The organism is Acinetobacter sp. AOR41_HL, from assembly GCF_027854645.1.
GTDB lineage: Bacteria > Pseudomonadota > Gammaproteobacteria > Pseudomonadales > Moraxellaceae > Acinetobacter > Acinetobacter nosocomialis.
Genome location: NZ_JAKTHZ010000028.1, coordinates 15,203 through 41,852 on the forward strand (window position 1 = coordinate 15,203; position 26,650 = coordinate 41,852).

A 26,650-nucleotide genomic window follows, 5' to 3' on the forward strand; every position below is an offset into this window, starting at 1 on the left:
TAGTTAGTTGCGATATGCAATGTTAAAAACTAAAAAAGGACTGCTCAGTTTTGACGGTCCTTTTTTTATAAGATCAGTGATAAATTTAGACTTTAAATTCAATATCCATTTCGTTTTACAGGATATCTAGCACAAGTTGATGTGCATAAAAAAGGTGAACGATTATGCCAATTTACAATGCTCCTTTAGCTGATATGAAATTCATCTTAAATGATGTATTTAAAGCAGAACAATTTTGGCAGTCTAATGAGAAACTCGCTCATGTAGATGCTGCAACAGCTGAAGCAATTTTAGAAGAAATGGCTAAATTTGCTCAGAACGTGACTCATCCATTAAACCGTACTGGTGATGAAGAAGGCGCTCGCTATGAAAATGGCGAAGTCTTTACTCCTGCTGGCTTTAAAGATGCATTTCGTCAATATGCAGAAGGTGGCTGGATTGGCTTAGGCGCAGATGAAGAATGGGGGGGGCAAGGCATGCCAAAAATGCTGACCGTTCTTGCCGATGAAATGTTATTTGCGACAAACCCATCTTTCATGCTCTACCCGCTTCTTTCAGTGGGTGCTGGCATGGCTTTAAGTAGCTATGCATCTCAAGAACAAAAAGAAACGTATTTACCTAAGATTTATTCAGGTGAATGGTCAGGTACCATGTGCTTGACTGAACCACATGCAGGTACTGACTTAGGTATTATTAAAACTAAAGCAGAACGTAATGAAGACGGTACTTATAACATTACAGGTACTAAAATCTTCATCACTGGCGGTGACAACGATTTAGCAGAAAACATCATTCACTTGGTACTTGCTAAAACTCCAGATGCTCCTGCTGGTTCACGTGGTATCTCGCTATTTATCGTACCGAAATACCTTGTAAAAGAAGATGGTTCTTTAGGTGACCGCAACCATGTTGGCCCAGGTTCTATTGAACATAAAATGGGAATCAAAGCCTCTGCTACTTGTGTAATGAACTTTGATGGCGCAAAAGGTTACCTCGTTGGTAAAGAAAACGAAGGTCTTGCTGCGATGTTCGTTATGATGAACTACGAACGTTTATCAATGGGTATTCAAGGTTTAGGTGCTTCTGAATTTGCTTATCAAAATGCTGCTCAATATGCGACTGACCGTTTACAAGGCCGTAGTGCAGCTGGTGTCCAATCACCAAGCAAGCCTGCTGATAGCATTTTAGTACATGGTGATGTACGTCGTATGTTGTTAAATGTACGTGCAAACAACGAAGCTTCTCGTGCATTTGCAGTCTATGTAGGTCAACAGCTAGATATCACTAAGTTCTCAACTGATGCAGAAGCTGTGAAAAAAGCGAATGATCGCGTTGCGCTTTTAACACCAATCGCAAAAGCTTACCTTACAGATACCGCATTCCAAGCAACTTTAGATGCTCAGATGGTATTTGGTGGTCATGGATATATTCGTGAATGGGGTATGGAACAATGTATTCGTGATCTTCGTATTGCGCAAATCTACGAAGGTACCAACGGCGTTCAATCTCAAGATTTAATTGGTCGTAAAACTATTAAATGTGGCGGTGCATTCATTGCTGAATACATTACAGAAATCCGTGACTTTGCAAATGATTTAGACACCGATTTGAACTTCATTAAAGATGCAACTTTAGATGCTGCAACTGAAATTGAAGCAATCACTCAGTTTATTATTGAACAAGCTGCTGAAAATGTAGATTTCCCAAATGCTGCTGCTGTTGATTACTTACATGCAGTTGGCTTACTCAGCTTCTCTTATATGTTTGCAAAAATTGCAGCTGCTGCTAAAGATAAATCTGGTGATTTCTACCAAAACAAACTTGCTTTAGCTCAATACTTTGTTGAACGTATCTTGCCAGATATTGATGCACGTATTGCTAAAATCAAAGCTGGTTCAGACTTAATTATGGGCTTTAGTGAAGACTACTTTACAAACCAAGCATAATTAAGATTTTTATAAAAAACGCCTGAGTAATCAGGCGTTTTTTATTTTGTATTTACTATTTCTATTGGCATAAAATTTGTTTATTTTCTAGGCATACTCATATTAAAAAGATTTTACTATGCCTGATCCGAAAAAGTTTGAAAGAACGCTCGACCGGTTTGGTCACTATGCCGTTGAAGCTTTTCATTATTTGGCTTTATTCATTATCGGTTGTATGGTGGCATGGTCAGCAGCACATACAGTTTATGAAATTTTAACTGTCAAAAAGTATGCTTCAATCGATGACATCTTATTGTTATTTATTTATCTGGAACTCGGCGCAATGGTCGGTATTTATTTTAAAACCAATCATATGCCTGTACGTTTTCTTATTTATGTGGCGATTACAGCCTTAACGCGTTTACTGATTTCAGATATTCAACATGACCATAAAGCAGATATCGATCAAGTGATTATTACTGGTTCAATTCTAATTTTAGCGATTTCAATTTTAGTGGTTCGTTTTGCTTCTTGGCACTACCCATCTGTAATGAAAGAAAAGCATTCAAAAACACCCAACTCTTTAAAAACTCCTCAACCACAAGATGACGAATTAGCATAAAAAAGGCCTCAATATTGAGGCCTTTTCATTTTTATATTTTAGTTTTAACGCACACGATAAACTTGGTGATGTGAATCAACTAATAAATATTGATTCGGTGTTTTCACCCAGTGATATCCACGTGGTGGTTCATATAAACGATGGGCACGCCAGTCCGAAACAAAATAACGGTTATCACGGTATTCTACAGGAATACGCTCCCCTCGCTTGAACACAACATATTCATGGCCACGGTTTGCATTTGACCAAACCGGTGGTCTATGGTCATCGCGTCGATCATAACGATGATCGTAGCGCTGTTCATAATGTCGATAGTCTTTACCGTGATAGTTATCCCAGCGATTATTTGAATCCGCCATCGCAGTAGCAGACATACCCAACATTAAAGTTGAAAGTACAAGAACGATTGGCTTTTTCATGGTGCATCCCTTTTATCTTGATATAGAGCTAGATTAAAAGAGAGTCAAGGAGAAACCATGAATAAAACAGGCTTGATTGATATTGTTTGTAATGACTATAAAGAAAATATGAAGAATCTGTATCTGTGCTACCATTAGCATTTTCTAAGCTAGGTCAATTGCTGTGTCTGAAATCAGTTTTGAACGTCTTCATCAATTTTTCTGCAAAGTTCCAAGTGTACAAGAAGCCCGTATTATGGCGCATGGAGCAGATGGCGAACACGCTTGGTGGTTTAAGTTCAGTATTGATGTAGAACACCCACTTGCATGGCAAACCGTGCAAGAACTCGGCCATGTTTTAAACTATCTATCGACGAATGAACGTCTACCTACGTTATTTTTTCCAGTGTCACCACCGCCTTATATGAATGGCGAAGCAAAAGACTTTTTGTCATGGATTATTCAATGTAATCATCCTGAGTTTAACCCTGATGCCGTATGTGATTGGCTTGAAGCACGTTTACCTAATCCGGTAGATGATGAATCGCAGTGGAAGATTAAGACTGATTTGAGTGAAATAGAAAAGTTAGATGATAAGGCTTTGGATCAATTGATTCCGCCAACGCCTTAAAATATTTCAAGTTTTATTCTCTATTTTTAATTAGCAAGACGGGGTCTTACCGCTTTAAGTTCTACTTGTAGTAGCTAATTCGTTACTTTGGTTTCGCCCAAAGTAACCAAAAGCATTTGTCATCCACAAAACCTGAGGTGCGAATAGCAAAGATTAATAATCTTTGCCGTACCGCAAGGCGAAAGCTATGCTTGAGTTTGAACTACGCACTTTGTTTGTCTTGCGCTCGAAGCAAACGATGTTTGCTTTCCCTCGCTCAGGTTGTGGATGACTCTAGGCACAAGCCATTTTTTTGGAAAACTCCAAAGGTAGTGATTAAAAAGTCGATAACCCTGACCATTCCATAAAGCGATAAATCCAATACTTCACTTTAGATTCATCTGCATACTTCGCATAATCGACGCTCATCTGTCTACCTTGTAGGTTTGACCATGAAGTATTGAAGTAATCCTGAGCATCTTTAAAAACTTGATCTTGAACTTTGCCTATAACCAGCATATCCGTTTCAAGGTTGTAATTTTTTAAATTACGAGCAGTGAAATTGGCAGAACCTACAATCAACTCAGCTTGCTGGTCGTTATATTTCACAATCATTTTGCTATGGTTCTGTTCACCATGCGTGTCACACCAGCGAATTGGTATACCAGCAGCATGTAACTCTGAAGCAACCTGACGGTTTGGAATACCATTCTTTTGTCTTCCAAACGCATCTTTATTTGGGTCAAGTAAAACACGAACAATCACACCTCGTGCTTGTGCATTTTTTAGAGCTTGAATAATCTTGCGTTCAGATAAATAGAACATACTTAGATCGAGATGTTCTTTGGGTTTAGCCGAATTAATTAGTTTCAATACAGATTCATAGATTGCACCCTCAGTTAACACTTGAACCTGAGGCTTGGTTATATCTTTTTCAAAGTCACCTAAAATGAGTGATGGTGAGCTACTTCCAGACATCTGCGCAACAGCAGCTTCTGTTTGAAGAATATCAGTAGCTGTGGCTCCTGTTACAACCAACGCCACATTAGAGTGTCTCGAACTACCATCGTGTGGATTTGCTGAAGTGACCAATGATTTCCAACCAGCGTCAGTATCAACAACCAAGGTCTTACGGTGATTCGCTTTAAAATTAAATAGGTTCAGATAACTGCGTAATGTAATTTTTTCATTACCAAAAGGATTGGGTAACCAGCCTTTGTCTGGATTATTTCCGATATTTTGGCAACAAATATACCAAAAACCAGACCAAAGTGGATTTGAAGCACGTAAAGGTGCCAGATTCGTTTCGATAACATCAACACCGGCTTGTCGTAATTGCCGATAATGCTCCGGACTTAAACCGCCATAAACTGAGTTAATCGGGTCAGTAATTAATACAATCTGGATTTGACGGTTTTGTCTTTTTTTACTAATCAACGCATTAGTAAGTTCCTGCATCAATGGTCTTTGCTTTATTTTTGAGTCACCCACCTCTGAATTAAATAAAAACATATCGACCACAATAGTAGTCTTTGCCTCATCAATCATTTTTAAAATTTCATCAAAAATATGTTGATCAAGCTTCTGTTGACCATTGGCATCCAGATAAGTTTTATCTGCTAAAAATTTGACATCGGCATGTCTAAGCTTGCCACTAAAGTTAATGCCCTGTGGTAATGGTTTTACTGTGTGGTAAATTGCCGATGCAATATATGCAATAGCAACAACGCAAAGTAATACCGCCATATAACGACGCCCTGACCAATTTATTTTTTGATGAATTCGCTGAAAAATACGCATAAAAAAGACCTAACTTGATCATTCCAAATTAGGTCTTTTAGCTTGATTTTTCAAGTTTAGTTTCGTGTTAGGCCTTAGAAACTAAAGTTTACACCGACAGTAAAATTACGCCCGACTTGTGGAACATTTGCAAGGAAAGACTCATGCTGATAAATTCGGCTATCAAGCAAGTTGTTGGCATTCAAGAACACTCGGTAATCACCAATATTGCTATATTTGCCGTTATAACCAACGCCTAAGTTCAGCATGTTATAGCTCTGCCCTCTAGTTTCATAATTAGCAATATCATTTTGTTTAAACACATGATAGTACTCGGCAGAACCATCCCATCCATCACCAAAATCTGCTTTAACTTTAGTACCTAAACGTCCACCCGGAATACGTGGTGCATTTTCATTATCAATTTTGCCGCGAACATAATCACCAAATAGTCCTAAATTATATACAGGTGAAATTTGGTAGCTTAGGTCAGCATCGACACCATAGAACTTAGCTGCATCTTGACTATATTGAATAAGACGGAAGCCTTGGAAATCATCCAATGTATTAGCATAAATGAAATTATCAAAACGGTTATGGAACACGCTTACGTTGTATTTCAAAAGATCATTATTAAAGTGCAAACCTAACTCAACATTATTTGAGCGCTCTTTCTTCAGGTCATCATTACCCAACTCATAAGTATTGGTCGCCATATGCACACCGTCCGAATACAACTCTTGAGCAAATGGCAAACGTTCTTGGTGTGATGTTGTGAGGGACAATTTGTATTGCGGAATAAATTCCCAGCTTGCTGTACCAGCAACCGAATATCCAGTACCCGTGTAATTCTTTTGATCTGACTCAATGTCGATAGTTTGATGGTCAATACGCGAAGAAACTGCAAGATTGACGTTATTGATTTGTTTTTGTTGCAAACCAAATACGCTATAACGTTGGGTTTTGCTTGGATCCATAATCGACTCATCACCAACAATATTCAGTTTTTGTTGGGTATATTGCGCGCCAATTTGTCCTGTCCAACCCGCCCAAGCATTATTTTCTAATGTAACTCGGCTATCAATCCCTTTGCTTTTAAAAGTTGTTCCGACATCAGTATTATGCATTTCTTCATGTTGATAGTCGGTATAGCTTGCTTGCGCTGCAACTTTAGCAAAGCCTGCAAACGGGTCTCTTAACTCACCTTTTAAATCATAACGCTTTTCTTTGAGATTAATCCATGAGGCATCATGTTCGTGCTCATGCTCATGTTCGGTTGATGGGTCATCAGTTCCACACACGAGGTGCAAGCCATCACGTTCACATGAACCAAAAAGCTCATTATCGGCAGGAATACCATATTGATCATGACGCTGGCTAAATGAAGCACCGATAAAACCACGATCCCCAATCCAAGATAATCCAGCATTATAATTTTTAGAGTCGGCAAAAGTGCTATCCTGACGACGCTCGTCTGTTTGTAAATCTCTAGGCAAGATATAGTCATTCGCATCGCGCTTTAAACCGCCGACACGTAGCGCAACATGGTCCCCTAAACCGACTGTCGCTTGCCCTGAATATAGTAGCTCATCACTACCTGAGTTGTAGCGGACACCAGCTTTTCCTTGATAGCCCTTGTCTGGCATACTAGTTGGAATTTTTTCATCAACAACATTTACCAGTCCCCCCACAGAGCCTGCACCATATAATAATGCTTCAGCACCATTTAATATTTGAATATCTTGGGCAGAGTTTGGATCAACCGTAACGGCATGGTCTGGCGATACAGATGAAACATCCATTACATCGCCACCGTTTTGTACGATCTTGACACGTGTACCGTCTTGACCACGAATGACAGGGCGGCTCGCCCCTCCTGTATATTGAGCTGAATAAACCCCTGCTTGACCATTTAAGGCATTACCAATACTCGTTGCACCTTCTGCTAAAGACGTATTATTGGCTGGTGCTGTGGTTTCTGCTTTAACCGTAATTGTTGCCAATTCGGCAGGTTTCTCTTCCTTAGTATTTGTGTCATCCGCTGCCATCACTTGCTGAATAGAAAGTGATAATAATGAGAGAACAAAAAGCTGTGTTTTGAGCTGCATAGTCAATGCCCCATATTTTTTACGTTATATTATAACATTCCAAATGTTTTGCAATAAAAAACATTAACCAAAGGCATGTTTCGTTAGACTCGTTGTTTTGATGATGTGAGAAGCTTCGTTTTCCAATGCCTTTTACAATCTCTCATGCTGTTCTTGCTCCACCGATTGCTAAACTAAGTCGAAACACTCTGCCTGTTGCCGCCCTAGCTATTGGCAGCATGACACCTGACCTTTACCGCTTATTTACAGTTCAGTCAGGTATGCTGACTCATCAATGGAAGGGCTTGCTTTACCCAAACCTTGCATTAGGTTTATTGTTTTGCGTCATTTGGTATTTACTTTATCGACCTGTGGTTTACCGTTTTTTTGGTATTCAGCATGATTTGAAATTAGACTCTTTTAAACGTTTTATCTACTTTTTAATTGAAATTATATTTGCACTCATTATCGGTATTGCCACTCATCTCATTTGGGATGGTCTTACTCATTCTGACTTTCGAACTTTTATCTTCCAAGATTTTTTATCCCAAACGGTTCATTTCTTTGGTCGTCCCTATCCTTTGCATCGACTACTTCAACTCGGTTCTTCTGCTCTAGCATTACCTTTTTTAGGCTGGATGAGTATTCATTATTATCAAAAACATAAACAGCACTGGAAAATAAGTCATAAAATTAAAATTTTTGCATGGTCTCTGTTTATTTTATCTACCCTTTTGGGCTTATTTTCACTTTGGGATTATGCCCGTTACATTCCTCACGAGGTTTGGCATACCGACACCTATTACTTTACAGGTCGATCTATTAATGAGTTTATGCAAGGCTGGTTAAGTACTTTTAGTTTGGGGTGCTTATTATTCCTGTTTTTAGATAGACAACAAAGAATGGGCTAATGGATAAACTTGCTGCCAAATTGCTCATTTTTAGCTAAATTATAGCTGTTTTTTAATCTAGTTCTTGTCGCATGCCATTCAACAGGGCATAATCGAAAACTTACTTTTTTGACGGTGCGCGGTTTACGCATCCGTCCTTTCAGCCAATATAGTTTGGATAATCTTCATCATGATGCGAACTCATTACTGTGGCTCTTTAACTGAAGCCCAAATCGACCAAACCGTTACATTATGCGGTTGGGTACATCGTCGCCGTGACCATGGCGGTGTTATTTTCCTTGATATGCGTGACCGTGATGGTCTCGTTCAAGTGGTTATTGACCCAGATACTCCAGAAGCATTTGCAACTGCAGATAAAGCACGTTCTGAATATGTATTAAAAATTACAGGTCGTGTTCGTCGCCGTTATGAAGGTACTGAAAACCCAAATATGGTGAGTGGTCAAATCGAAGTTTTAGGCAAAGAAATCGAAGTTCTTGCTGCTTCTGAAACTCCTCCATTCCCATTAAATGATGACACGATTAACGTGTCAGAAGAACACCGTTTAAAATATCGTTTCTTGGACATTCGCCGTCCTGAAATGTTAGAGCGTTTACGTTTCCGTTCTAAAGTAACTAACTTGATCCGTAACTATTTAGATGATCACGGTTTCTTAGACGTTGAAACTCCGATTTTAACTCGTGCAACTCCTGAGGGTGCACGTGACTATTTAGTACCAAGTCGCGTACAAAATGGTAGCTTCTACGCACTTCCACAATCACCTCAATTGTTTAAACAATTATTGATGGTTGGTGGTATCGATCGTTACTACCAAATCGCGAAATGTTTCCGTGATGAAGACTTACGTGCTGATCGTCAGCCAGAATTCACTCAAATCGACATTGAAACATCGTTCTTAAATGACGATGAAATCATGGATTTGATGGAAGGCATGACTGTTAAACTATTTAATGACTTGCTTGGCGTAAAGTTTGAAAAATTCCGCCGCATGCCATATAGCGAAGCGATGCGTGATTATGCATCAGATAAACCAGATTTGCGTATTCCATTGAAACTCGTTGACGTTGCAGATTTAATGCAAGAAGTTGAGTTCAAAGTATTTGCTGGTCCTGCAAAAGACCCTAAAGGCCGTATTGCAGCACTTCGCGTACCAGGTGCAGGTTCATTAACTCGTAGCCAAATTGATGAATACACTAAATTTGTTGGCATCTACGGTGCGAAAGGTTTGGCGTATATCAAAGTCAATGAAATCGAAAAAGGAATTGAAGGTCTTCAATCTCCTATCGTTAAATTCATTGAACCAATCGTAATGAAGTTACTTGAGCGTGTTGGTGCAGAGAATGGCGATATCGTATTCTTCGGTGCTGATAAAGCCAAAGTTGTAAACGATGCTATGGGTGCACTTCGTGTCAAGATCGGTCATGACTTGAACCTTGCAACTTGTGAGTGGGCTCCACTTTGGGTTGTTGACTTCCCAATGTTTGAAGAAACTGACGATGGCAAATGGACTTCTGTTCACCACCCATTCACACTACCTAAATCTAGCGTAGAAGACGTGAAGAGCAATCCAGGCGAAGCACTTTCTGTTGCTTATGACATGGTATTGAACGGTACTGAAGTTGGTGGCGGTTCTCTTCGTATTTACACATTAGAAATGCAAAAAGCGATTTTTGAAGCGCTTGGTATTTCTGATGAAGAAGCAGAAGAGAAATTCAGCTTCTTGCTTAACGCACTTCGTTATGGCGCCCCTCCTCACGGTGGTTTGGCATTTGGTCTTGACCGTTTAGTAATGCTTATGACTGGCGCGACTTCAATTCGTGACGTTATTGCATTCCCTAAAACGAAAACTGCTGAATGTCCACTTACTCAAGCACCTGCTCCTGTTGAAGCAAACCAGCTTCGTGACTTGGGCATCCGCTTACGTGAAAAGCCAAAAGCTGAAGAATCTAAATAATTATTAGATTGTGAAATTAAAAAACCCTGCTTATGCAGGGTTTTTTAATAAATAATTTTTAATGAGATATTTCTTTTTCAAAACTCGAAACTGTATTAAATTTTTGTTCAAAAATCTGAATAATTTCTTTTTTTAGTTTTTCAAAATCAACCACTTGCTCATCATCATTTAAACAAATCTGTGGAAGGTGCTCATTTTTAATAACATGATTAATTTCAGGAAGATTTTGGATTCTTAAATTAAAATTTTGACCACGCTCAAATATATTTACGGGGCAAAAACGAGCAGAACATAACTGCCACAATCTGAACAAGTACTGATTAACATCTAAAGGCTGTCTAAATCGATGACTTGATACTTCCTTTAAGTAGTTTTCTTCTTTTTCCCAAACCTCTTCAAATATCGATTTCAAAAATGGTTGAGGTAAATGATTACTATAAAAACTTGAGAATTTTCGATTATATAAACTTAAAAAGTTACCCCAATTATTACTGATTGAATAACGATGATTAAAAAGTGTGTAAGGATTTTTTCGAAATAATTTTCTCTTATCAAAATATTTATTAATAATCGCAACATCGGTCAAAGCAACAGCACCTAAAAAGTTCTCTTCTCCCACTACCATTAAAGGCTGTAGTCTAACTCCATCGCAAGGTAGACCATTTCTAAAGAAAAACTCCGGTTCTAGGGGGCTATTAATAAAAGTATCATCATTAAAATAGACAAAGTGCTCTGCAAGACCTTCTATTTTATGAATATTAATTTCGATAGCATGAGAGTTAAAAGTAGGTAAATAGTCTGGATTTATTATTTGATCATGGGTCACCAAGTTTAATTTTGGATGATTTTGTACTAAAAATTCTGGAAAATGACCACAAGTTACTAGATGAATTTTTCGTACCCAAGGACAGAATTTTTCAACAGATCTAAACCAATATTGAAGATTATCCCAATCACGATAACGGCACTCATCAATGACCTCAGTCACCTGTGTATTTGCTTCTTTAGATTTATAATATTTATAATCTTGCTGCCATTTAGTATCAGTTGAGTCGACCCAAATCATGACAAAATCAATAGGCTGCATTATTCTCCCCTAAGCTAAATTCAACAAGATAATGAAAGTTTTAGCAAATAAGAGGGATATTACTATTTATTAATGTTAATTAAAGTTCACAATTCCTTCATATTTTTATTATTTCTAAACAATTTCGTTAATTCATAGTCTATTGAGGTGACAGTGGGCAAATGGCATAATAGCTGCTCTCTTCTCCCGCATGGTAATTGATTATGGCAATGCGTCCTGACGTTCGTCGACATGCTTTAGTCGTGATTGTATTCTCTCTTGCGCAATGGTTTTTCATGCGCTATATCCTTTCACATGAACTATTTAATTTAACGACCAACCAACGCATTCTTTATTTCTGTGTAAGCAGCCTCGCAGGTGCATTACTTATTTTTGTAGCACTCATTTATATGGTGCTTAAAGGAAATGCGGATAAATAGTAATTTCTTTTATTTAATGGATCTCTGATTTTAATATCATGAACATGAACCATAATTTACTTAAACAAACTGAGTTCCATTCATTTCATTGGGATAACTTTAGCTCTGAAATTTTAGCAGCTCATCAAAGAGTTATGTCGCATTTAGGTTTAAATGTTCGATATACTCAAAAGAACATTCCACATGGTCAATGGCTTGATGAAATCATGGCAACAGCTCAAGCTGAAGTTATTGCGATTATTGAGCCCGATCTTATCCCATTGAACATCGATATTGTTTTGAATGCAATTGAATATGTTATTAAAAATGATACGTTTTTAGGATGTGCTCAAGTCTCAAATCATATAGGCAATGCAACACATATTTTTGCATCTCCTGCTTTTTTCTTTATTACTAAAACATGTTATGAAAAACTTGGGCGTCCCTCTTTTATGCCTAATAAACATGGAGATGTTGCAGAAGCTCTTGCATTTGCTGCCGAAGAAAAAAGAATTCCCTATCATACTTTGTTTCCAACACGCTATGAAAAAGCACCAAGTGAAGGTTGTTGGGCCCTAGCAAGTTATGGTTATTATGGCATAGGTACAGTATTTGCAGATCAGGTTTACCATTTATTCCAAAGCCGCACTGCTGAAAATATAGAACTTTTCGTGAAACGTTGTGATGAGCTCATTAATAATACACTTGATATTTCAGGTTTTAATAACTGTATGAGTCTAGAAATGCCATCTTATATTTATGAACCAAAGAAAAAGCGTAAATGGTATACGAAAATCTTTTCATAAAAATTTGTTTAAGAGCTTACCAATCATAATTATTGTAAGCTCTTAAATACATTTAACATCGTGGATGTTTTCCTTTTATAAATGTTTGAATAACAAGTTTTAAATCACGAAATTCAAAATGGCTTAACTTACGATACATCAAACGTAAAAATTTCAATTTAGCCATAAAAGTACTTCCACTATAATATTTTACTTTAAGTGTATTTTCATAAATAAACTCTTTTTTTCTCCAATCAGTTAATTCTTCTTCGGTTAGTGACAAACCATGCTTTAAATATGTTCTAGATGAAAAGCTAAACTTTTCACCTTGTTTTAATAAATTATTTAAACGAATGAAAAAGGTTGAATCAACACCATAAAAAGCAAAATGTGGGTCAAAGACAGAGCCGAATTTTTCAATAAAAATATTTTTTATATTTTTTGATAAAATTAAACCTGAACCAACTGAAAAAATAGATACCACTTTTTCAAGCTCATCACTATTTGTCAATAATTTATTATTTACCATAGGAAAATGTTGAATATGTTCCACTCTTGCATATATTTTAGGAAATTCAATATCAATATCATTTAGTGTTTCAAATAAATGCTTTTCATATTCTGCATTTATTATTGTGTCATCATCGAACAGCACATAATAATCAGCGTCATCTCCTTCTATAAGATCATTATAAATCCAACTTAAAGGTTTGTTTTGCAAATGATTTTCTAAAGTAACTTTTAAATGTTTATCTCTTAACTTTTCAAAGAAATCATCTACAATTATGTTTTTTGGTCCATTATTTATAATAACTAAATGATCTAAGGGATGAGTAAAGGAAAGTAAACTCTGTAAAGTTGAAGATTCTTTTAACGTTTTATTATACAACACAACAACCATTACAACTTTTGGCATAACACCCCCCAATAAACTACTAAGTAGAAAAATATAAAATTAAGCTTTAATTCAATAAAAAAATCTTCGCAGATTCATTTTATTACTTATTTGAATAAAGTTGACTAAACAGTTTAGCTAGATTACGTCGAATGCCTGTTCCATACTTACTTTTCTTTAAACTAGTTGCATCGACTCGTTCAGCTTCGATGGCACTTAACTCTTGATTTTTTTCTCCCTTTTGAATGACTGGATGATCAACAATATATGTCATTAAAAGATGCACTTGGCTATCAAAATCAAATAAGTAACTCCAATCATCAGCCCGACGTAAAGGCTGATGATAAGCCAAAAGTACTTTTGCCATATCCCGATCAACAATATAAGCCATCGCATAGTTCACACGATGAAAATAGTCAGGAATAACTTCAAGAATCTTTTTATTCAGAAAAGTCTCCTCTTTAAAATTTCCTCGTACTTTGCGTGATTCTTTCATTTGTATCCCACCTAAACTTAATAATGTTTTAGATGGTAAATGAGCACTTTCTATTTGTTTTTCTAATATCTCATAAGTAAGATCACTTGGGAAAATAGCATCATCTTCCAAAATTAAAGCATACTGATCATCAGTATCTAAAAAAAATTGAAGTGCTTTTAGATGAGATAAAGTACAGCCTAGTTCACCTGGAGTTAAAGGAGTTTCACGGCCCTTTACAGCTCTTTCAAAATATTCTTTTGCTGAAAGGTCTCCTCCTTTAATGCCTACTCTCGTTATAGGTAAGTTTCCTTGCTCAAAAAAATTTTGACTGAGGAATTTACTTAAGCGAGGTGAATTTTCCTCTTCGATACTGATAACATAAATCTTCATTAAGTAACTCCCCACTTTTAAACAGCAAATATGATATCTAATGTAAAATAGACTTAATATATCTTTTTTATTTCTTGTATTGTCATGATTCGTTCAATCCAAAAAAAATGGTACAAATACCAACAAGCAAAAAAAGCAAAATCTTTTGACTCTCATTGGTATATGCGTTTTGGTTGGTTAGAACAACCTTTTACATCACTTGAACAATTAGACTCTCTATTTGAAATTCACTCTCCTAGAAAATTTACATTTGCAGATAGCTTTTATGCTTATGAAAATGATCGTCATTTTATTTTTTTTGAAGAAGTTGATGATGAACATCCTGTAGGCTTTCTTTCTGTTTTAGAAGTCTTTAAAGATGGTACATACACATCACCTGAAGCTATTTTAAAGCTCGACTATCACCTATCTTATCCTTGTGTATTTAAAATAGATAATACTTGGTACATGGTACCAGAGACTTTTAGCAACAAAACAATCGAACTTTGGAAATGTACTGATTTTCCACTAAAATGGGAAAAGCATTCTAATCTTTTAGAGAATATTGAAGCAGTTGACACCACACCCTTTTATCATGAAGGTTTATGGTATCTTTTTACTTCTACACGTCGTGACTGTAAGAAATTTGGTGATCGTTTAGATTTATTCTTTACCGAGGATATTTTAAATCCTAACTGGCAAGAACACCCAATGAACCCAGTGTGTAAAGGAAAAATTCAATTTAGGATGGCTGGTAAACCTTTTTTCTATCAGAATAAACTGGTTCGCCCAAGTCAAGACTCTCTAAAACGTTATGGTGGACATATTGAACTTAAGGAAATCATAAAATTAAGTCCAAAGGAATATGAAGAAAAACTGTACGAAACAATATATCCTGAATGGAGCAAAGATGATGATGGATGTCACACTATTGATGTACATTCAAACTTCATTGTTATGGATGCGATCCGTTTGACAGAAAAAGATAATTAGCGTTGTTGTCTCAACGCTAATTTATAAATATCTAGTGTTTTATTAACCATTGCATTTAAAGACAATTCAGCCTCAGCTTTATCAAATGCAGGCTTAAAGTCATGATGAATATGCTCAAAGTTTTTAATCGCAACTTTAATTAAATTATTAATTTCTAATACGGTATTATCTTTTGCTATATATTTTTCTGGAATAAATTCTCTTACCATACCAACATCAGTGGCAATTACAGGTTTATGTACCAATAATGCTTCTGCAACAATTAAAGGCCCTCCTTCTCTCAAGGAAGATACCACCACTAAATCACTTGCTGCCAAGTAGGGATAAATATCTTGCTGATAACCAACTAATTTAATTTTATCCTGTAAATGCAGCTCTTGAATTAACTGACTTAAATGTTCCTGCTCTGGCCCCTCTCCTAATATTTCTAGCTGAATCTCCAAACCTTGCCATGCTTCTATAAGTCGATCAAAGCCTTTTACTGGATCTAATCGGCCAATTGCGATAACTTTTTTTAGAGTTGTTCTAGGTATATCGGCAGTCAATCTTTTTTCCTGAGCCACACCATTATAAACAACATGAACCGGTCGATACTCACTCACTTTATCGGCAACCGCCTGACTTACAGTTATTACCTCATTAAAATGCCGATAGCTACGCATATTATTTTTCATACCATGAATGGTTGCCACACTTGGTACTTTTAAAAACGGTAGAAGAAAACTCAAAATTTTTGAAGCTTTTCCACCTTGAGCATGGACAACATCAGGAGCAATTTTTCTAATTTCTTTAAAAAGAGAATAGAGAAGACCGATATTCATTCTTCCTTTGGAAAAATCAAAATAATGACAATGAAGATGCTCTATTTTAGGTAGTGTACTTTGATAGTTTAAGTCTAAAAATAAATGGACTTCTTGCTTTTGTGATAATTCTGCACAGAGTTGGAAAGTATGCTTTTCTAACCCACCGATTTTCCCACCATCTGTCGCCATAATCTGAACAATTTTCATAGCTTGCCTACTTATTTTTTATCTTTATTCATCGTCTGTTCAAACAGTTTGGCTTCTTTTAGAAATGCATAAAACGCGTTAATCATACTATTTACGAAACCACGCCAACCATTTAAGAAACTACGGCGAATAAAATAAGACTTCATAAAAGTCACTGGCATCACCAAAACCAATTTTGCAATGCTTGGAGACTTTCCTTTTTGGAATTTCTCTAATGCTTTTAAGTTGGAATATTGGTTATTTTTTTCGACTTTAACGAAAATACTCGACTCGCCATAATGGTAAATATCGTGTTGAGCGCGCTGAGATTCACCATCTACAATTACATTTTCATGGACTTTATTGGCAAGATCATAATGCCCTTTAGACTTACGGAAAAAACGCACTTTCGCATGTTTCTTAGTATGTTTACTGTTCGGAACACCTAAAAATACATCATTAATTGGAGTGATTAATGCATCAAGCTTGTTCTGCTGAATAGTCTCAACAATCTCTTGTTTTAATTCATTAGATAAGACTTCGTCGCCATCTAAATTGAGTACCCAATCATTTCGGCATTTTGCTAAGGCCAAACTTTTTTGCCCAGCATAACCCTGCCAGTCTTGATGAGAAATTTGGGTATTTTCAAAGCGCTTTGCAATTTCATAAGTATTATCAGTACTACCTGAGTCTAAAATAATAACTTCATCAAACTCACTGACACTTTGCAAAGTTCGCTCTAACCAAGCACCACAATTTAAAGTGACAATATAAACACTACATGGAATTTTATTCATAACTTATAACGTCCTTTAGCAAGGGCGATACGCATCTGTAAAGCATTCATGGCACCATGCGTGCTGACACGTGGAATATTAAATTGGTTATCTGCTTCATACGCTTCGATTTTTTTACGAGTCGATACTGCATTTTTAAAGCCAATATCTTGGGCCATTTTCTGGTGCTTTTCATTAAAACGACCAAATGGATAAGCAAAGCTAGGGCATTTTCCAACTAATGCTTCAACATCACGCTTAGACTGAAGCATCTCATTGTAAGCCGTTTGGTCATCAAGCTTAAGCAAGTTCACATGATGTTGAGTATGCGCACCGAACTCAATCAAACCAGAGTTCGCCATTTCATGGATTTGATGGTGAGTGAGCTTTTCAATACCTTCAATTTGCGTTGCCAAATAAATGGTTGCCTTTGCATTATATTTTTTAAGTAATGGATAGGCATAAAGATAATTATCCATAAAGCCATCGTCAAAACTTAAAGCAACCACATTCTTTTGATTCCGATATTGTTCAAGCTCAGAAACAAAGCAGAAGATAGCCCCTTTACGCGTCAACAACTGTAAGAGTTGTTCAAACTTTTCAGGGGGCATGTTCATACCAGAGGCAGCATCCTTAGGGGTAACCTGATGCAACATCACTATGCGTGGTAGTTTGTTCGAACGGAACGGAAGCCAGAATGTATAATTACCCAGCACATATAACAGTGCAGCAAGTATTAATAGGCCTACCGCAACGTACAAAAACCACATCATGCATAAACCTCATGTGACCATTCATAATTTTCTGAAAGGGGCTGCTTAAATGTCACCTCAACCATAAATTGAGTGATACGTTTAGCATTGAAAGATTTACGCGTTTTCTCCCACCCCTCTTTCGCTATTTTTTCAGCCTGCTCTGGATTTTGATCAAAGAATTGGATCTTCTTAGCCAAATCAAACTGATCATCAAAGTAAACCACTTCCTGCTCAGTGTAGAGTTTCTCAAAACCTGGAATTCTTGGACTAAAGGTGAGTAAACCATTACCAGTCAACTGTACAATACGGTCAGAACTATACAAGGTTACATCATTACGACGTGAGTAATTAAGTCCCATTTTTGTTTCAGAAAGAACCTTATAATAAGCTTTACCGTAAACACCTGGTTGCTCAAAACAACCATAATATTGATAGTTTACATGACCTTGTTGCAGGGCATCTGCCAAATCTTTTAAGAATTTTTCACGTTCAGGTTCTTTATAGACCACACCGCAGAAAATAAATGTCTTATCAGTCTTAGAGTTTGAAAATTGCTGTAGTGTTTCAACGTTACGATGACCCACATTAGGCAGATAGGCTACGCTTAAATGAGGCTGCTTTAACTTCTGTAAATACTCACCACCCGTTGTACAAAAGATAGCATCCAAATACGGGGAGAATGCTTTTACAAAGCCAAGTTTGCTTTCTAAATAAAGCGGATCAACATACCAAAATGCGATTTTAGTATTTGGATAAGATTCTTTAATTTGTCTTAGAACATCTGGACTCATCAAGTCACTATGTCCAATGAGCACCAAATCGGGTTCAATGTTATTGACGACTTTTAATACTTCTTTGTTGGCCCAATTGGCACCCAATTTTTTTGTTTTAAAAATCGTCCCCATTCGTGCCATATCACGAAAACTAAAATCATAAACGAAATGGCCATTTTCAATTAATCCGGCAGAAATTTTACGGTCTGTACAGTAAAAATGCGCGCCTTGTTTATTAAAGCCAAAATTTGCGATATGCAATATTTTCATTCTAAACTCTATAATTCCATCAATTCTGGAGATGAACTAAAATATTATATCATGCCTTAATTTATGTAGACCGTGTTATCAAAATATAGGATGATATCGCGCTTTTACACTTGGAACAGCTTGGCGTGATTTTTCGATTCAAAACAGGAAAGTTATGGTTCTTTATTTATTGCTTTATGCTGCTTGTTCCATCATGCATTATTTCCAGTGATGGTTTTTTCAAAGCTTTATATCCGCTTATTTTTTTCGTTTTTTTAATTTATCATTACCGCCGTTTTTTCTGGCTTAGTTTACCTATTTATCTTTTAAGCCCTTTTGCACTGTACTATGAAATTACCTATAACGCCCCAACTGAAATTTCAGTGTGGCTCACAATTTTAGGTAGCTCTGCAACTGAAGGCCAAGTTTATTTATCGACATTAGATCTTCCTTTAGCAATTGGTTTGATTATTGCTTACATCATTCCTTTGATTTTCTTTTATTATTTCATTCCAAATCAAAGACTAAGCACTCCAATGTGGCTACGTATTTTAGCGTTATGTCTTATTTTTTCGCCAATTCAACGCTACCTTAAAGCACCTGATCATCAGCAAGGGTTTCTAAATGTATATCGCCATTTTAAACAATCTTACCCTTTAAATTTACTTCTTGGTTTACCAGCAGCGAGTCTTGAAGTAAATCGAGTAAAAGATTTCATAGCCACACAAAACGAAATTGAATGTACACAAGTTAAGGAAACTCGCCCTACCATTACAGTACTAGTTATTGGGGAAAGTGCTCGACGCGACCGTTTAAGTTTGTTTGGCTATACCAAAAATAATACAACGCCTTATCTAGAAAAATATAAGAAAGATTTATGGTTATTTAATAATACGATTTCAGGCTCTTATATGACCAGTAAGTCTGTACCGACCTTATTAACAGGAAAGTTAAACGGAACTGATAATTTAAGCCCTTCTATTGTGAATGCTTTCAATGCAGCAGGCTACAAAACTTACTGGTTTAGCGCACAATCCCAATATGGAGAATATGATTCTCTTGTTTCAGCGTATGCCTCTTCTGCTCAAGAAACCCAATTTTTGACGCAACATTCATATTCAGCCTCACTAGAAACTCATTATGATGAGGAGCTACTCAAATCATTTGATCGAGCATTGGCAGAAAAAACACATCATAAATTCATCGTGTTACACCTTTATGGCTCACATGCTGATTTTACAAAACGCTATCCACCGCAATTTAATAAGTTTAAAGATACCTATGACAATACGGTACTTTATACAGACTATCTGCTCAGTGAAGTTATTCAAAAATTAAAAGCAACCAATGTGGACGCCAACTTAATTTACACATCTGACCATGGTCTTAATCTTGGAGAATGTAAAGAAAATAGTTCACTGCATTTAGACATGAAAAATAACTTCGATGTTCCGTTAATTATGTGGAGCTCAAACTTATGGAAGCAACATCATCCAGAAATGGCGAATACTCTTTCTAAAGAACAAAGCAGTGCAATCAGCTCAATTAATATATTACCTACACTCTTAGATATGAGAGGTATTCACTGTAAAAACATTTCTCAAGAGAGATCGTTATTTAATTCGAAGTTCAAAACATATCCAAGAGAAATTTTAGCAACATCAGAAACCATCAACTATGATAAAGGTCACGATGACAGCCAATGTCATTTAGTGAGCTGATAAACGACCCGATCCGCTTCCTGCAGAACCTGCCCTTCAGGAAGCAAATTTATATCAAACACATTTGCTATTAACTTTTTCTCTAGCAGTATATCAACCGAATTGGTAATACGATCTTGTTTGAGTCTGTCCATTGCAATCACACCGACTCGGCAACCTGCAGTAAGTGCCTCATAAATCATAGAAACACTATCTTCGGTTACCCACACAGCTTCTGCCTTTTGCATTTCCTCAAAAATCCAGCCTTGAGGAGTTTGCTCCACTGGAAATATCTGTAAACACTTAGCAAAGCTTTGTTGTTTTAAAATATCAATGAAACCTACAGGAGTACGACGTGAGGTGGTCAGGATAATCTCAGAATTTGAATTACACTCAACAATTTTTTGGACACTTAATAATACTTTTTCATGGTTCCACTGATGTCGTTTAGATGAACCACCCAATGCAATTAAAATTCTGCCTGCCTGATGTCGGTTTTCATTACGAATTGGATTCAATGCTCCACGCGTAACAATAACGCGCTCATTTGAAAGAATACCGTCATGCTCTGGAATCACAGCATAGTCAAACCAAACAATAGGTAAATTTGGCTTCATTAAAATAACAGTCTTCGCCTTTTTAAAAATTTTACCCAGCAACCAGACACGAAAGTGCGTATGGCTCCCGACACCAAATATGAAATCGGGTGCTTGCTGAAGTAGAGAATTTTTTGAAGAGAAAAGCGCTTTAATTAAGGAAATAATAGGCAAGTCATTAATAGAAACTTCTTCAAAAGTTGCATTTGCCTGCTGTCTTTGCATTGCCTGAAACAAGCCTAAAGCCTGTGAACGATGCCCTGCTTTACCATCAGAGACATAGACAATATGCATAAAAGCTCCCTAACTAAAAAATAAAAAGGCGAAACCAATGTTCGCCTTTTCATGTTAACGGATTAACTTATTTTACGTAAGTTAACCAGTGTTCATATTTTGGATTTTTACCTTGAACTGCATCAAAGAAAGTCTTTTGGATTTCAGTGGTAATTGGACCACGGCAACCCGCACCGATTTGACGGTCATCGTATTCACGGATTGGCGTAACTTCAGCAGCAGTACCTGTGAAAAATGCTTCGTCTGCAATATAGAATTCGTCACGTGTAATACGGCGCTCAACAACTTGGTAACCAAGATCTCTAGCAATCGTCATCACAGTTTGACGTGTAATACCGTCAAGTGCACCACCAGCGATATCTGGAGTATGTAAAACACCATCTTTAATCAAGAATACGTTTTCACCAGAACCTTGGCACACATAACCTTGTGGGTCCATAAGCATTGCTTCATCGTAACCAGAGTGCGCAACTTCTTGGTGAGCAAGAATTGATAATGTGTAGTTACCAGATGCTTTTGCTTTACACATGGTCACGTTTGGATGATGGTGAGTAAATGATGAAGTTTTAACGCGAATACCTTTAGCCATCGCTTCATCACCAAGGTATGCGCCCCACGCCCATGCTGCTACTGCGGCATGAATAGTGTTATTTGTTGCAGCAATGCCTAGTTTTTCTGAACCGATCCAAATAAGCGGACGTAAATAGCAAGAAGCTAATTTATTTTCACGAACAACATCGATTTGTGCTTGCTCAAGCGCTGCTTGGTCAAACGGTACTTTCATTTGATAAATTTTTGCTGAATTTAACAAACGTTTTGTGTGGTCTTGAAGACGGAAAATTGCAGTACCCTTAGGAGTTTCATAAGCACGAACACCCTCAAATACGCCCATACTGTAGTGTAGTGTATGGGTTAAAACGTGAATCTTTGCATCACGCCAATCAATTAATTGTCCATCTTGCCAAATAAAACCATCACGATCAGCCAAATTCATGGAACACTCCAAATTGTTATAAAATCATTCACTATCCAACTCAACCGAGGCGGTTGGGTCTATTAATCTTTGCCATAAATTGCAAACGACCGCACGGGTACTACGCCAGTCCGCTGCGCTGACTTGCATGGATTGATTCGCAAGGGCTAAGCGGTGGCTTTCGGCACGTTCACTAAGATAGGCTCGAATTAATGCTGTGGCATCTTCACTGGATAAGCAGTCTGCTTTAGCAGCATCTTCTAATATTCTTACATTATCAGAATAATGGGCGAGATCGGGTTTCGTCCCGCTCCATGCAAGTACAGCATACTGTGCCATAAATTCGATATCTACGATACCACCTGCGTCCTGTTTTAAATGAAAAATACCATGTTTTTTTTGTTCAGAAGACGAACCTAAGTGGTCTTTCATTTTCTGACGCATTTTCAACACTTCTTCACGAACATAAGCCTCATCTCTAGATTGAGTCAATATCTCGCGGCGAAATATTTCAAATTTTTGGCAAAGCGTTTCATCACCAGCAATAGAGCGGGCACGAACTAATGCCTGATGCTCCCAAAGCCATGCACTTTTCAACTGATAGTGTTCATAGGCTTTTAGACTGGTCACTAATAAACCGGCCTCACCAGAAGGTCTCAAGCGTGTATCAATTTCATAAACGCGGCCATCAAGCGTTTGAGTGGTCATTAAAGACATAAACTTTTGAGCGACACGCATGGCAAACTCAAACCCACTAATAGCCTTAGTTCCATCGGTGTCAGCTTGTTCATCTAAATAATGGATAAAGACAAGGTCTAAGTCAGAACCATAGCCCAGTTCAATGCCTCCTACTTTGCCATAACCAATGACAGCAAAGGCTTTATAGTCAAGAGAGCAACGTTTTCCCTCAACATCCTTTGGGTAACCATGACGTTTTGCTACGGTCTGATAAGCTAAATGAAGAGTTGCATTGACACTAACTTCAGCAATATCTGTTAATGCATCAGATACTTTCATAAGAGGGCTTTCAGCTAACACATCACTTGCAGCAACCGTGAGCACATTGCTCTTTTTAAACAAGCGAAGTACCCGCATTTGATCTTCGACTTGATCAATTTCGATACGAAGTAATTGCTGACGTAAAGAATCTTCCAAGTCCTTACGTTTTGGTAACTCAAAATCCATCGATAAGAACTCATCCAATAGTACTGGATACTGAGTTAGCTCTTCACAAATCCACGGACTTACTGTCGCCATTTTCACTAGGCGCTGTAATGCGCCCTTACTTTCAATCAACATGACCAAATACACTGTTCGGCGCATGACTGACTCAATCAGTGGCATTAAACGTAACAGTGCAGTTTGCGGTTGATCTGACTGCAAGATGGCTTCAATCAAATGAGGCCAGAAGGTTTTTAAACGCTGCACGGCATTTGAAGGAAGTTTTTTAAGTGCATGACCATGCCAAAACTCATGAATCAGATTTTTCGCATTATCATCTAATACTTCATCTAGCTGCTGCTCTAACTGTCCAAAGTTCTCAGTTGCAGCATTAGAGCTGGTATCTTCAATCAGCTGTTTAAATTGAACTTTTACTTTTTGGCGTTTCTCGTTAAGAACATCAATAAATTCATTCCAACTCGTAAAACCCAAGGTATCGATAATGCGTTGTCTTAGGTCAACTTCTTCAGGTAATAATTGCGTTTGCTGATCGTTAAGAGCTTGAATTGCATGTTCAACACGGCGTAAAAACAGGTAAGCATCTTCAAGCTCTAATACGGCCTGTTTTTCCAACAAGCCTGCCTCACCAATATGCTCTAGACTGACCAAACACTGGCGGTCTTGTAACTCACGTTTAGACCCGCCGTAAATCAGCTGAAATACCTGAACAATAAACTCAATTTCGCGTATACCGCCTGCTCCGAGTTTAATATCATCCTCAATATGGCGACGTAAAACTTCGCGTTCAATCATCGCTTTCATATCACGCATGGCAGCAAAAGCGGTGTAATCGACATAACGGCGGAATACAAAAGGACGTGTCATTTCTAATAAGTCTTGCCCTTCTTTCCCCCCCGTGACAATGCGTGCCTTAATCCATGCATAACGTTCCCATTCACGACCATGCTGACTTAAATATTTTTCTAAAGCTGCATGACTAATCGCTAATGCCGAGCCATCCCCCCAAGGCCGTAAGCGCATATCTACTCGAAACACAAAACCATCTGCGGTGATATGTTCGAGTAAATAAATAAGTTTTTGTCCCCACAAAATACAGAACTGCTGTACATCAATACATTTACGACCATTGGTTTCGCCTTGCTCATCAAAAGCAAAAATCAGGTCAATATCACTTGATAGATTTAATTCCTGTGCCCCAAGCTTACCCATGGCAACCACAATCAAATCTTGAACTTTGCCTGAATAACTTAATGGTTCGCCGTGTTTAGCCACAAGTGCAACACGAGCAAAAGCCTTTGCTGCACAAATACTTGCATCGGCAAAGTCTGAAAGTTCACGAGTGAGTGTCACAACATCGGTAAGCTGATTGGCATCTTGCCAAATCCAGCGAAACATTAAACGACTGCGTAATATACGAAGCGCACGCATCCAAGTTGTTTCATCGGCAATGCCTTCAAGCGTGGTGCCTACAAGCTGGTAAATTTGTTCTATTGAGAGCGGTGCAGCAAATTGATCTATTTGATAATCTTGTTCTAAAACAGCCTGATGTAACCCTAAAACTTGTTCCGCGTACTGACTAGCACGCAATGTTTTTTGTAACTGCTCCGCATTCATATAAAAAAGCTCTTTTCCTCAGACTCTCTTTTTAGTTATAGCAGTTCACGTAGTAATAGGAAAAGGGATTAAACCAATTTTGCTTCAGATGAATCATGATGCTCAATAAGCGTCTCATGACTTTCTTGAGCTGAAGGTAATAAAACTTTAAATGTTGTTCCTACACCTTCTTTGGAACTCACACTAATTTGCCCCTGATTAATCTCAATAAAACGCTTACAGAGACTCAATCCTAAGCCCGCACCTTTTTCCCCTGCAGTTCCTTTAAAGCTGGCTGTAATGCGTGGGTGAAATAAATTTGCCATTTGTTGTTCGGTCATGCCAAGACCTGTATCACGTACAGTGATTTCGACATTTGTGCCTGCTTGCTTCGCCTCAATGAACACTTTGCCAGAACCATCAACATCGGTAAATTTCAATGCATTTGAGACCAAGTTTTGGATCACCGAAGTCATCATATTAATATCGGCATAGATTTTTAGATCTTCGGAAACCGCATTTACCAATTCAATATTTTTCTTTAAAGCCAACGTATGCAGCACATCACAGACAATATTGCTCACTTGTCTAAGCTTGAAATTAATAGGGTGATAAACAAAACGCCCACCTTCGGCCATTGCCCATGTCAGCAAACTTTCCAGTAAGTTATAGGTCGATTGAGAAGTGTCATATAAATAGTCGGCAATATTTTGAATACTCGATTCATCCAGTGTTTCACGCTCTTTAGCCAACACTTCGGAGAAACCTAACAAGCCATGAAATGGTGCCCGCAAATCATGTGAAATAATAGAAAAGAACTTTGTTTTACTCGAATTAAGGGCGACTTGTTGCTCATAGAGTTCATTTAATTCTTCATAATTAAATTTCAACTCGATTTGTTGCATAAAACTAGAACAGTAATCGAGCAACAACTGAATTTGATCATCTTCAAAACAAGTTCCATCATCATCGAAGAAAACTGCAAATCCCATAGATGTCTGGTCAGGCTGCACCAAATGGACAGCTAAGGCACGCCCACATTCAATATTTAGCTCTTTTAAATAGTTGATTAAATTTTGATAAGAAGGATGATTGTGATGAATCACTTGTTGTTTAGCAAAACATTGTTTTAGGTGTCTTGAAGGTTTAAAGGAAATTGCAGTCATGCCATCTGGGCAATGATGCCAAAAATAAGGTTCCTGATTAAAAGTAAGCAAAGCTTTTTGACACTTCAACAGGCGAAGACTAAACCGGAAAAATTGCTCAATGTAGTTCTGCTCGGCATTTAATCCAAGTAATAGTGAAATTCTACAAGCACTTAATTGCTCGACCTGATGTAGTTCTAATCGCTGTGTCATGCCCGCCTCACAGATTTTGTCGTTGTTAGTCGGAACCGCTCTTTGAGAAATGTACTTATAATCATTATGATCTAATACAAACTTTAACACAGTACATTAAAAGAGCAACTTTCTTTTCGAA

General features: G+C 37.4%; 23 protein-coding genes. 9 read left to right on the forward strand and 14 right to left on the reverse strand.

Features of this window, described 5'->3' with window-relative positions:
* The first annotated feature begins 164 nt into the window (after positions 1 to 164).
* Together MKL35_RS11845 and MKL35_RS11850 are read left to right on the forward strand one after the other, a co-directional pair.
* Entirely contained in the window at positions 165 to 1,946 is a 1,782-nt protein-coding gene (locus MKL35_RS11845; protein WP_032010020.1) for an acyl-CoA dehydrogenase C-terminal domain-containing protein, read from the forward strand.
* A 118-nt stretch (positions 1,947 to 2,064) separates the two neighbouring features.
* The gene (locus tag MKL35_RS11850) at positions 2,065 to 2,547 is read left to right on the forward strand and encodes a phosphate-starvation-inducible protein PsiE (RefSeq protein WP_004885289.1); all 483 of its coding nucleotides are present in this window, start codon (positions 2,065 to 2,067) and stop codon (positions 2,545 to 2,547) included.
* 44 nt (positions 2,548 to 2,591) lie between these two features.
* Here the strand turns inward: MKL35_RS11850 and MKL35_RS11855 are convergent, their stop codons facing one another.
* Positions 2,592 to 2,966, reverse strand: coding sequence for an RcnB family protein (locus MKL35_RS11855; RefSeq protein ID WP_002051261.1), 375 nt, complete (start codon positions 2,964 to 2,966; stop codon positions 2,592 to 2,594).
* 163 nt (positions 2,967 to 3,129) lie between these two features.
* On the opposite strand from MKL35_RS11855, the gene MKL35_RS11860 reads away from it, so the two are divergent.
* Positions 3,130 to 3,576 (forward strand): hypothetical protein, encoded by a 447-nt coding sequence (locus tag MKL35_RS11860; protein WP_004711969.1) that lies wholly within the window; start codon positions 3,130 to 3,132, stop codon positions 3,574 to 3,576.
* A 315-nt stretch (positions 3,577 to 3,891) separates the two neighbouring features.
* On the opposite strand, the gene MKL35_RS11865 is transcribed toward MKL35_RS11860, so the two are convergent.
* Together MKL35_RS11865 and znuD are read right to left on the reverse strand one after the other, a co-directional pair.
* Positions 3,892 to 5,355, reverse strand: coding sequence for a phospholipase D family protein (locus tag MKL35_RS11865; protein ID WP_032010017.1), 1,464 nt, complete (start codon positions 5,353 to 5,355; stop codon positions 3,892 to 3,894).
* A gap of 74 nt (positions 5,356 to 5,429) precedes the next feature.
* Positions 5,430 to 7,442: a zinc piracy TonB-dependent receptor ZnuD gene (gene znuD, locus MKL35_RS11870; RefSeq protein ID WP_032010015.1), complete on the reverse strand. Its 2,013-nt coding sequence runs from the start codon at positions 7,440 to 7,442 to the stop codon at positions 5,430 to 5,432.
* A gap of 125 nt (positions 7,443 to 7,567) precedes the next feature.
* Here znuD and MKL35_RS11875 point away from each other — a divergent pair, with 125 nt between their 5' ends.
* Together MKL35_RS11875 and aspS are read left to right on the forward strand one after the other, a co-directional pair.
* A complete protein-coding gene (locus MKL35_RS11875; protein ID WP_032010013.1) occupies positions 7,568 to 8,332 on the forward strand; it encodes a DUF4184 family protein in 765 nt (254 codons plus the stop codon).
* 169 nt (positions 8,333 to 8,501) lie between these two features.
* Positions 8,502 to 10,286, forward strand: a complete 1,785-nt coding sequence (aspS, locus tag MKL35_RS11880; RefSeq protein WP_004711960.1) for an aspartate--tRNA ligase — start codon at positions 8,502 to 8,504, stop codon at positions 10,284 to 10,286.
* A gap of 58 nt (positions 10,287 to 10,344) precedes the next feature.
* On the opposite strand, the gene MKL35_RS11885 is transcribed toward aspS, so the two are convergent.
* Positions 10,345 to 11,373 (reverse strand): stealth conserved region 3 domain-containing protein, encoded by a 1,029-nt coding sequence (locus MKL35_RS11885; RefSeq protein WP_032010011.1) that lies wholly within the window; start codon positions 11,371 to 11,373, stop codon positions 10,345 to 10,347.
* A gap of 203 nt (positions 11,374 to 11,576) precedes the next feature.
* Between MKL35_RS11885 and MKL35_RS11890 the strand changes: the two genes are divergently transcribed.
* Positions 11,577 to 11,792 carry a hypothetical protein gene (locus MKL35_RS11890; protein WP_006580305.1) on the forward strand — a complete coding sequence of 72 codons (216 nt, stop codon included), beginning with the start codon at positions 11,577 to 11,579 and terminating at the stop codon, positions 11,790 to 11,792.
* A 38-nt stretch (positions 11,793 to 11,830) separates the two neighbouring features.
* Positions 11,831 to 12,577, forward strand: a complete 747-nt coding sequence (locus MKL35_RS11895) for a hypothetical protein (protein WP_227555493.1) — start codon at positions 11,831 to 11,833, stop codon at positions 12,575 to 12,577.
* Positions 12,578 to 12,629: 52 nt separating this feature from the next.
* Here the strand turns inward: MKL35_RS11895 and MKL35_RS11900 are convergent, their stop codons facing one another.
* Together MKL35_RS11900 and MKL35_RS11905 are read right to left on the reverse strand one after the other, a co-directional pair.
* Complete coding sequence (locus MKL35_RS11900) at positions 12,630 to 13,472, reverse strand: glycosyltransferase family 2 protein (RefSeq protein ID WP_032010010.1); 843 nt, start codon at positions 13,470 to 13,472, stop codon at positions 12,630 to 12,632.
* A gap of 82 nt (positions 13,473 to 13,554) precedes the next feature.
* On the reverse strand, positions 13,555 to 14,319 hold the full coding sequence (locus MKL35_RS11905; RefSeq protein ID WP_022575665.1) for a glycosyltransferase family 25 protein: 765 nt from the start codon (positions 14,317 to 14,319) through the stop codon (positions 13,555 to 13,557).
* Between the two features lie 84 nt (positions 14,320 to 14,403).
* Between MKL35_RS11905 and MKL35_RS11910 the strand changes: the two genes are divergently transcribed.
* A complete protein-coding gene (locus tag MKL35_RS11910) occupies positions 14,404 to 15,291 on the forward strand; it encodes a glucosamine inositolphosphorylceramide transferase family protein (RefSeq protein ID WP_023188191.1) in 888 nt (295 codons plus the stop codon).
* On the opposite strand, the gene MKL35_RS11915 is transcribed toward MKL35_RS11910, so the two are convergent.
* Genes MKL35_RS11915 through MKL35_RS11930 form a run of 4 tightly spaced genes read right to left on the reverse strand, consistent with a single transcriptional unit; the run spans position 15,288 to position 18,854 of the window.
* Positions 15,288 to 16,301 (reverse strand): glycosyltransferase, encoded by a 1,014-nt coding sequence (locus MKL35_RS11915; protein ID WP_032010006.1) that lies wholly within the window; start codon positions 16,299 to 16,301, stop codon positions 15,288 to 15,290. The two genes, MKL35_RS11910 and MKL35_RS11915, sit on opposite strands and share 4 nt — an antisense overlap.
* A gap of 11 nt (positions 16,302 to 16,312) precedes the next feature.
* A complete protein-coding gene (locus MKL35_RS11920) occupies positions 16,313 to 17,077 on the reverse strand; it encodes a glycosyltransferase family 2 protein (RefSeq protein ID WP_004885272.1) in 765 nt (254 codons plus the stop codon).
* Positions 17,074 to 17,829: a polysaccharide deacetylase family protein gene (locus MKL35_RS11925; protein ID WP_031953330.1), complete on the reverse strand. Its 756-nt coding sequence runs from the start codon at positions 17,827 to 17,829 to the stop codon at positions 17,074 to 17,076. Before MKL35_RS11925 ends, MKL35_RS11920 begins: the two co-directional genes overlap by 4 nt.
* Entirely contained in the window at positions 17,826 to 18,854 is a 1,029-nt protein-coding gene (locus tag MKL35_RS11930) for a glycosyltransferase family protein (protein WP_004711948.1), read from the reverse strand. The genes MKL35_RS11925 and MKL35_RS11930 overlap by 4 nt, the downstream gene beginning before the upstream one ends.
* A gap of 125 nt (positions 18,855 to 18,979) precedes the next feature.
* Here MKL35_RS11930 and MKL35_RS11935 point away from each other — a divergent pair, with 125 nt between their 5' ends.
* Positions 18,980 to 20,554 carry a phosphoethanolamine transferase gene (locus MKL35_RS11935; protein WP_228132244.1) on the forward strand — a complete coding sequence of 525 codons (1,575 nt, stop codon included), beginning with the start codon at positions 18,980 to 18,982 and terminating at the stop codon, positions 20,552 to 20,554.
* On the opposite strand, the gene MKL35_RS11940 is transcribed toward MKL35_RS11935, so the two are convergent.
* From MKL35_RS11940 to MKL35_RS11955, 4 genes are all read right to left on the reverse strand, one after another.
* Entirely contained in the window at positions 20,539 to 21,423 is an 885-nt protein-coding gene (locus MKL35_RS11940; protein WP_017394161.1) for a mitochondrial fission ELM1 family protein, read from the reverse strand. The genes MKL35_RS11935 and MKL35_RS11940 overlap by 16 nt on opposite strands.
* Positions 21,424 to 21,490: 67 nt before the next feature.
* Positions 21,491 to 22,417, reverse strand: coding sequence for a branched-chain amino acid transaminase (locus tag MKL35_RS11945; RefSeq protein ID WP_002051336.1), 927 nt, complete (start codon positions 22,415 to 22,417; stop codon positions 21,491 to 21,493).
* 24 nt (positions 22,418 to 22,441) lie between these two features.
* Positions 22,442 to 25,192 (reverse strand): bifunctional [glutamate--ammonia ligase]-adenylyl-L-tyrosine phosphorylase/[glutamate--ammonia-ligase] adenylyltransferase, encoded by a 2,751-nt coding sequence (glnE, locus tag MKL35_RS11950; RefSeq protein ID WP_032010001.1) that lies wholly within the window; start codon positions 25,190 to 25,192, stop codon positions 22,442 to 22,444.
* A gap of 68 nt (positions 25,193 to 25,260) precedes the next feature.
* Positions 25,261 to 26,529 (reverse strand): sensor histidine kinase, encoded by a 1,269-nt coding sequence (locus MKL35_RS11955; protein ID WP_032009999.1) that lies wholly within the window; start codon positions 26,527 to 26,529, stop codon positions 25,261 to 25,263.
* Positions 26,530 to 26,650: the final 121 nt, after the last annotated feature.

Excerpts from the sequence above, each read along its gene's own strand:
- glnE (WP_032010001.1), bottom strand. The coding sequence starts at position 25,192 with ATGAATGCGGAGCAGTTACAAAAAACATTGCGTGCTAGTCAGTACGCG.
- MKL35_RS11890 (WP_006580305.1), top strand. The coding sequence starts at position 11,577 with ATGGCAATGCGTCCTGACGTTCGTCGACATGCTTTAGTCGTGATTGTA.
- MKL35_RS11945 (WP_002051336.1), bottom strand. The coding sequence starts at position 22,417 with ATGAATTTGGCTGATCGTGATGGTTTTATTTGGCAAGATGGACAATTA.
- MKL35_RS11875 (WP_032010013.1), top strand. The coding sequence starts at position 7,568 with ATGCCTTTTACAATCTCTCATGCTGTTCTTGCTCCACCGATTGCTAAA.
- MKL35_RS11855 (WP_002051261.1), bottom strand. The coding sequence starts at position 2,966 with ATGAAAAAGCCAATCGTTCTTGTACTTTCAACTTTAATGTTGGGTATG.
- MKL35_RS11850 (WP_004885289.1), top strand. The coding sequence starts at position 2,065 with ATGCCTGATCCGAAAAAGTTTGAAAGAACGCTCGACCGGTTTGGTCAC.
- MKL35_RS11910 (WP_023188191.1), top strand. The coding sequence starts at position 14,404 with ATGATTCGTTCAATCCAAAAAAAATGGTACAAATACCAACAAGCAAAA.
- MKL35_RS11940 (WP_017394161.1), bottom strand. The coding sequence starts at position 21,423 with ATGCATATTGTCTATGTCTCTGATGGTAAAGCAGGGCATCGTTCACAG.
- MKL35_RS11925 (WP_031953330.1), bottom strand. The coding sequence starts at position 17,829 with ATGATGTGGTTTTTGTACGTTGCGGTAGGCCTATTAATACTTGCTGCA.
- MKL35_RS11920 (WP_004885272.1), bottom strand. The coding sequence starts at position 17,077 with ATGAATAAAATTCCATGTAGTGTTTATATTGTCACTTTAAATTGTGGT.
- MKL35_RS11885 (WP_032010011.1), bottom strand. The coding sequence starts at position 11,373 with ATGCAGCCTATTGATTTTGTCATGATTTGGGTCGACTCAACTGATACT.
- MKL35_RS11915 (WP_032010006.1), bottom strand. The coding sequence starts at position 16,301 with ATGAAAATTGTTCAGATTATGGCGACAGATGGTGGGAAAATCGGTGGG.
- MKL35_RS11895 (WP_227555493.1), top strand. The coding sequence starts at position 11,831 with ATGAACATGAACCATAATTTACTTAAACAAACTGAGTTCCATTCATTT.
- aspS (WP_004711960.1), top strand. The coding sequence starts at position 8,502 with ATGATGCGAACTCATTACTGTGGCTCTTTAACTGAAGCCCAAATCGAC.
- MKL35_RS11865 (WP_032010017.1), bottom strand. The coding sequence starts at position 5,355 with ATGCGTATTTTTCAGCGAATTCATCAAAAAATAAATTGGTCAGGGCGT.
- MKL35_RS11905 (WP_022575665.1), bottom strand. The coding sequence starts at position 14,319 with ATGAAGATTTATGTTATCAGTATCGAAGAGGAAAATTCACCTCGCTTA.
- znuD (WP_032010015.1), bottom strand. The coding sequence starts at position 7,442 with ATGCAGCTCAAAACACAGCTTTTTGTTCTCTCATTATTATCACTTTCT.
- MKL35_RS11845 (WP_032010020.1), top strand. The coding sequence starts at position 165 with ATGCCAATTTACAATGCTCCTTTAGCTGATATGAAATTCATCTTAAAT.
- MKL35_RS11930 (WP_004711948.1), bottom strand. The coding sequence starts at position 18,854 with ATGAAAATATTGCATATCGCAAATTTTGGCTTTAATAAACAAGGCGCG.
- MKL35_RS11955 (WP_032009999.1), bottom strand. The coding sequence starts at position 26,529 with ATGACACAGCGATTAGAACTACATCAGGTCGAGCAATTAAGTGCTTGT.
- MKL35_RS11900 (WP_032010010.1), bottom strand. The coding sequence starts at position 13,472 with ATGCCAAAAGTTGTAATGGTTGTTGTGTTGTATAATAAAACGTTAAAA.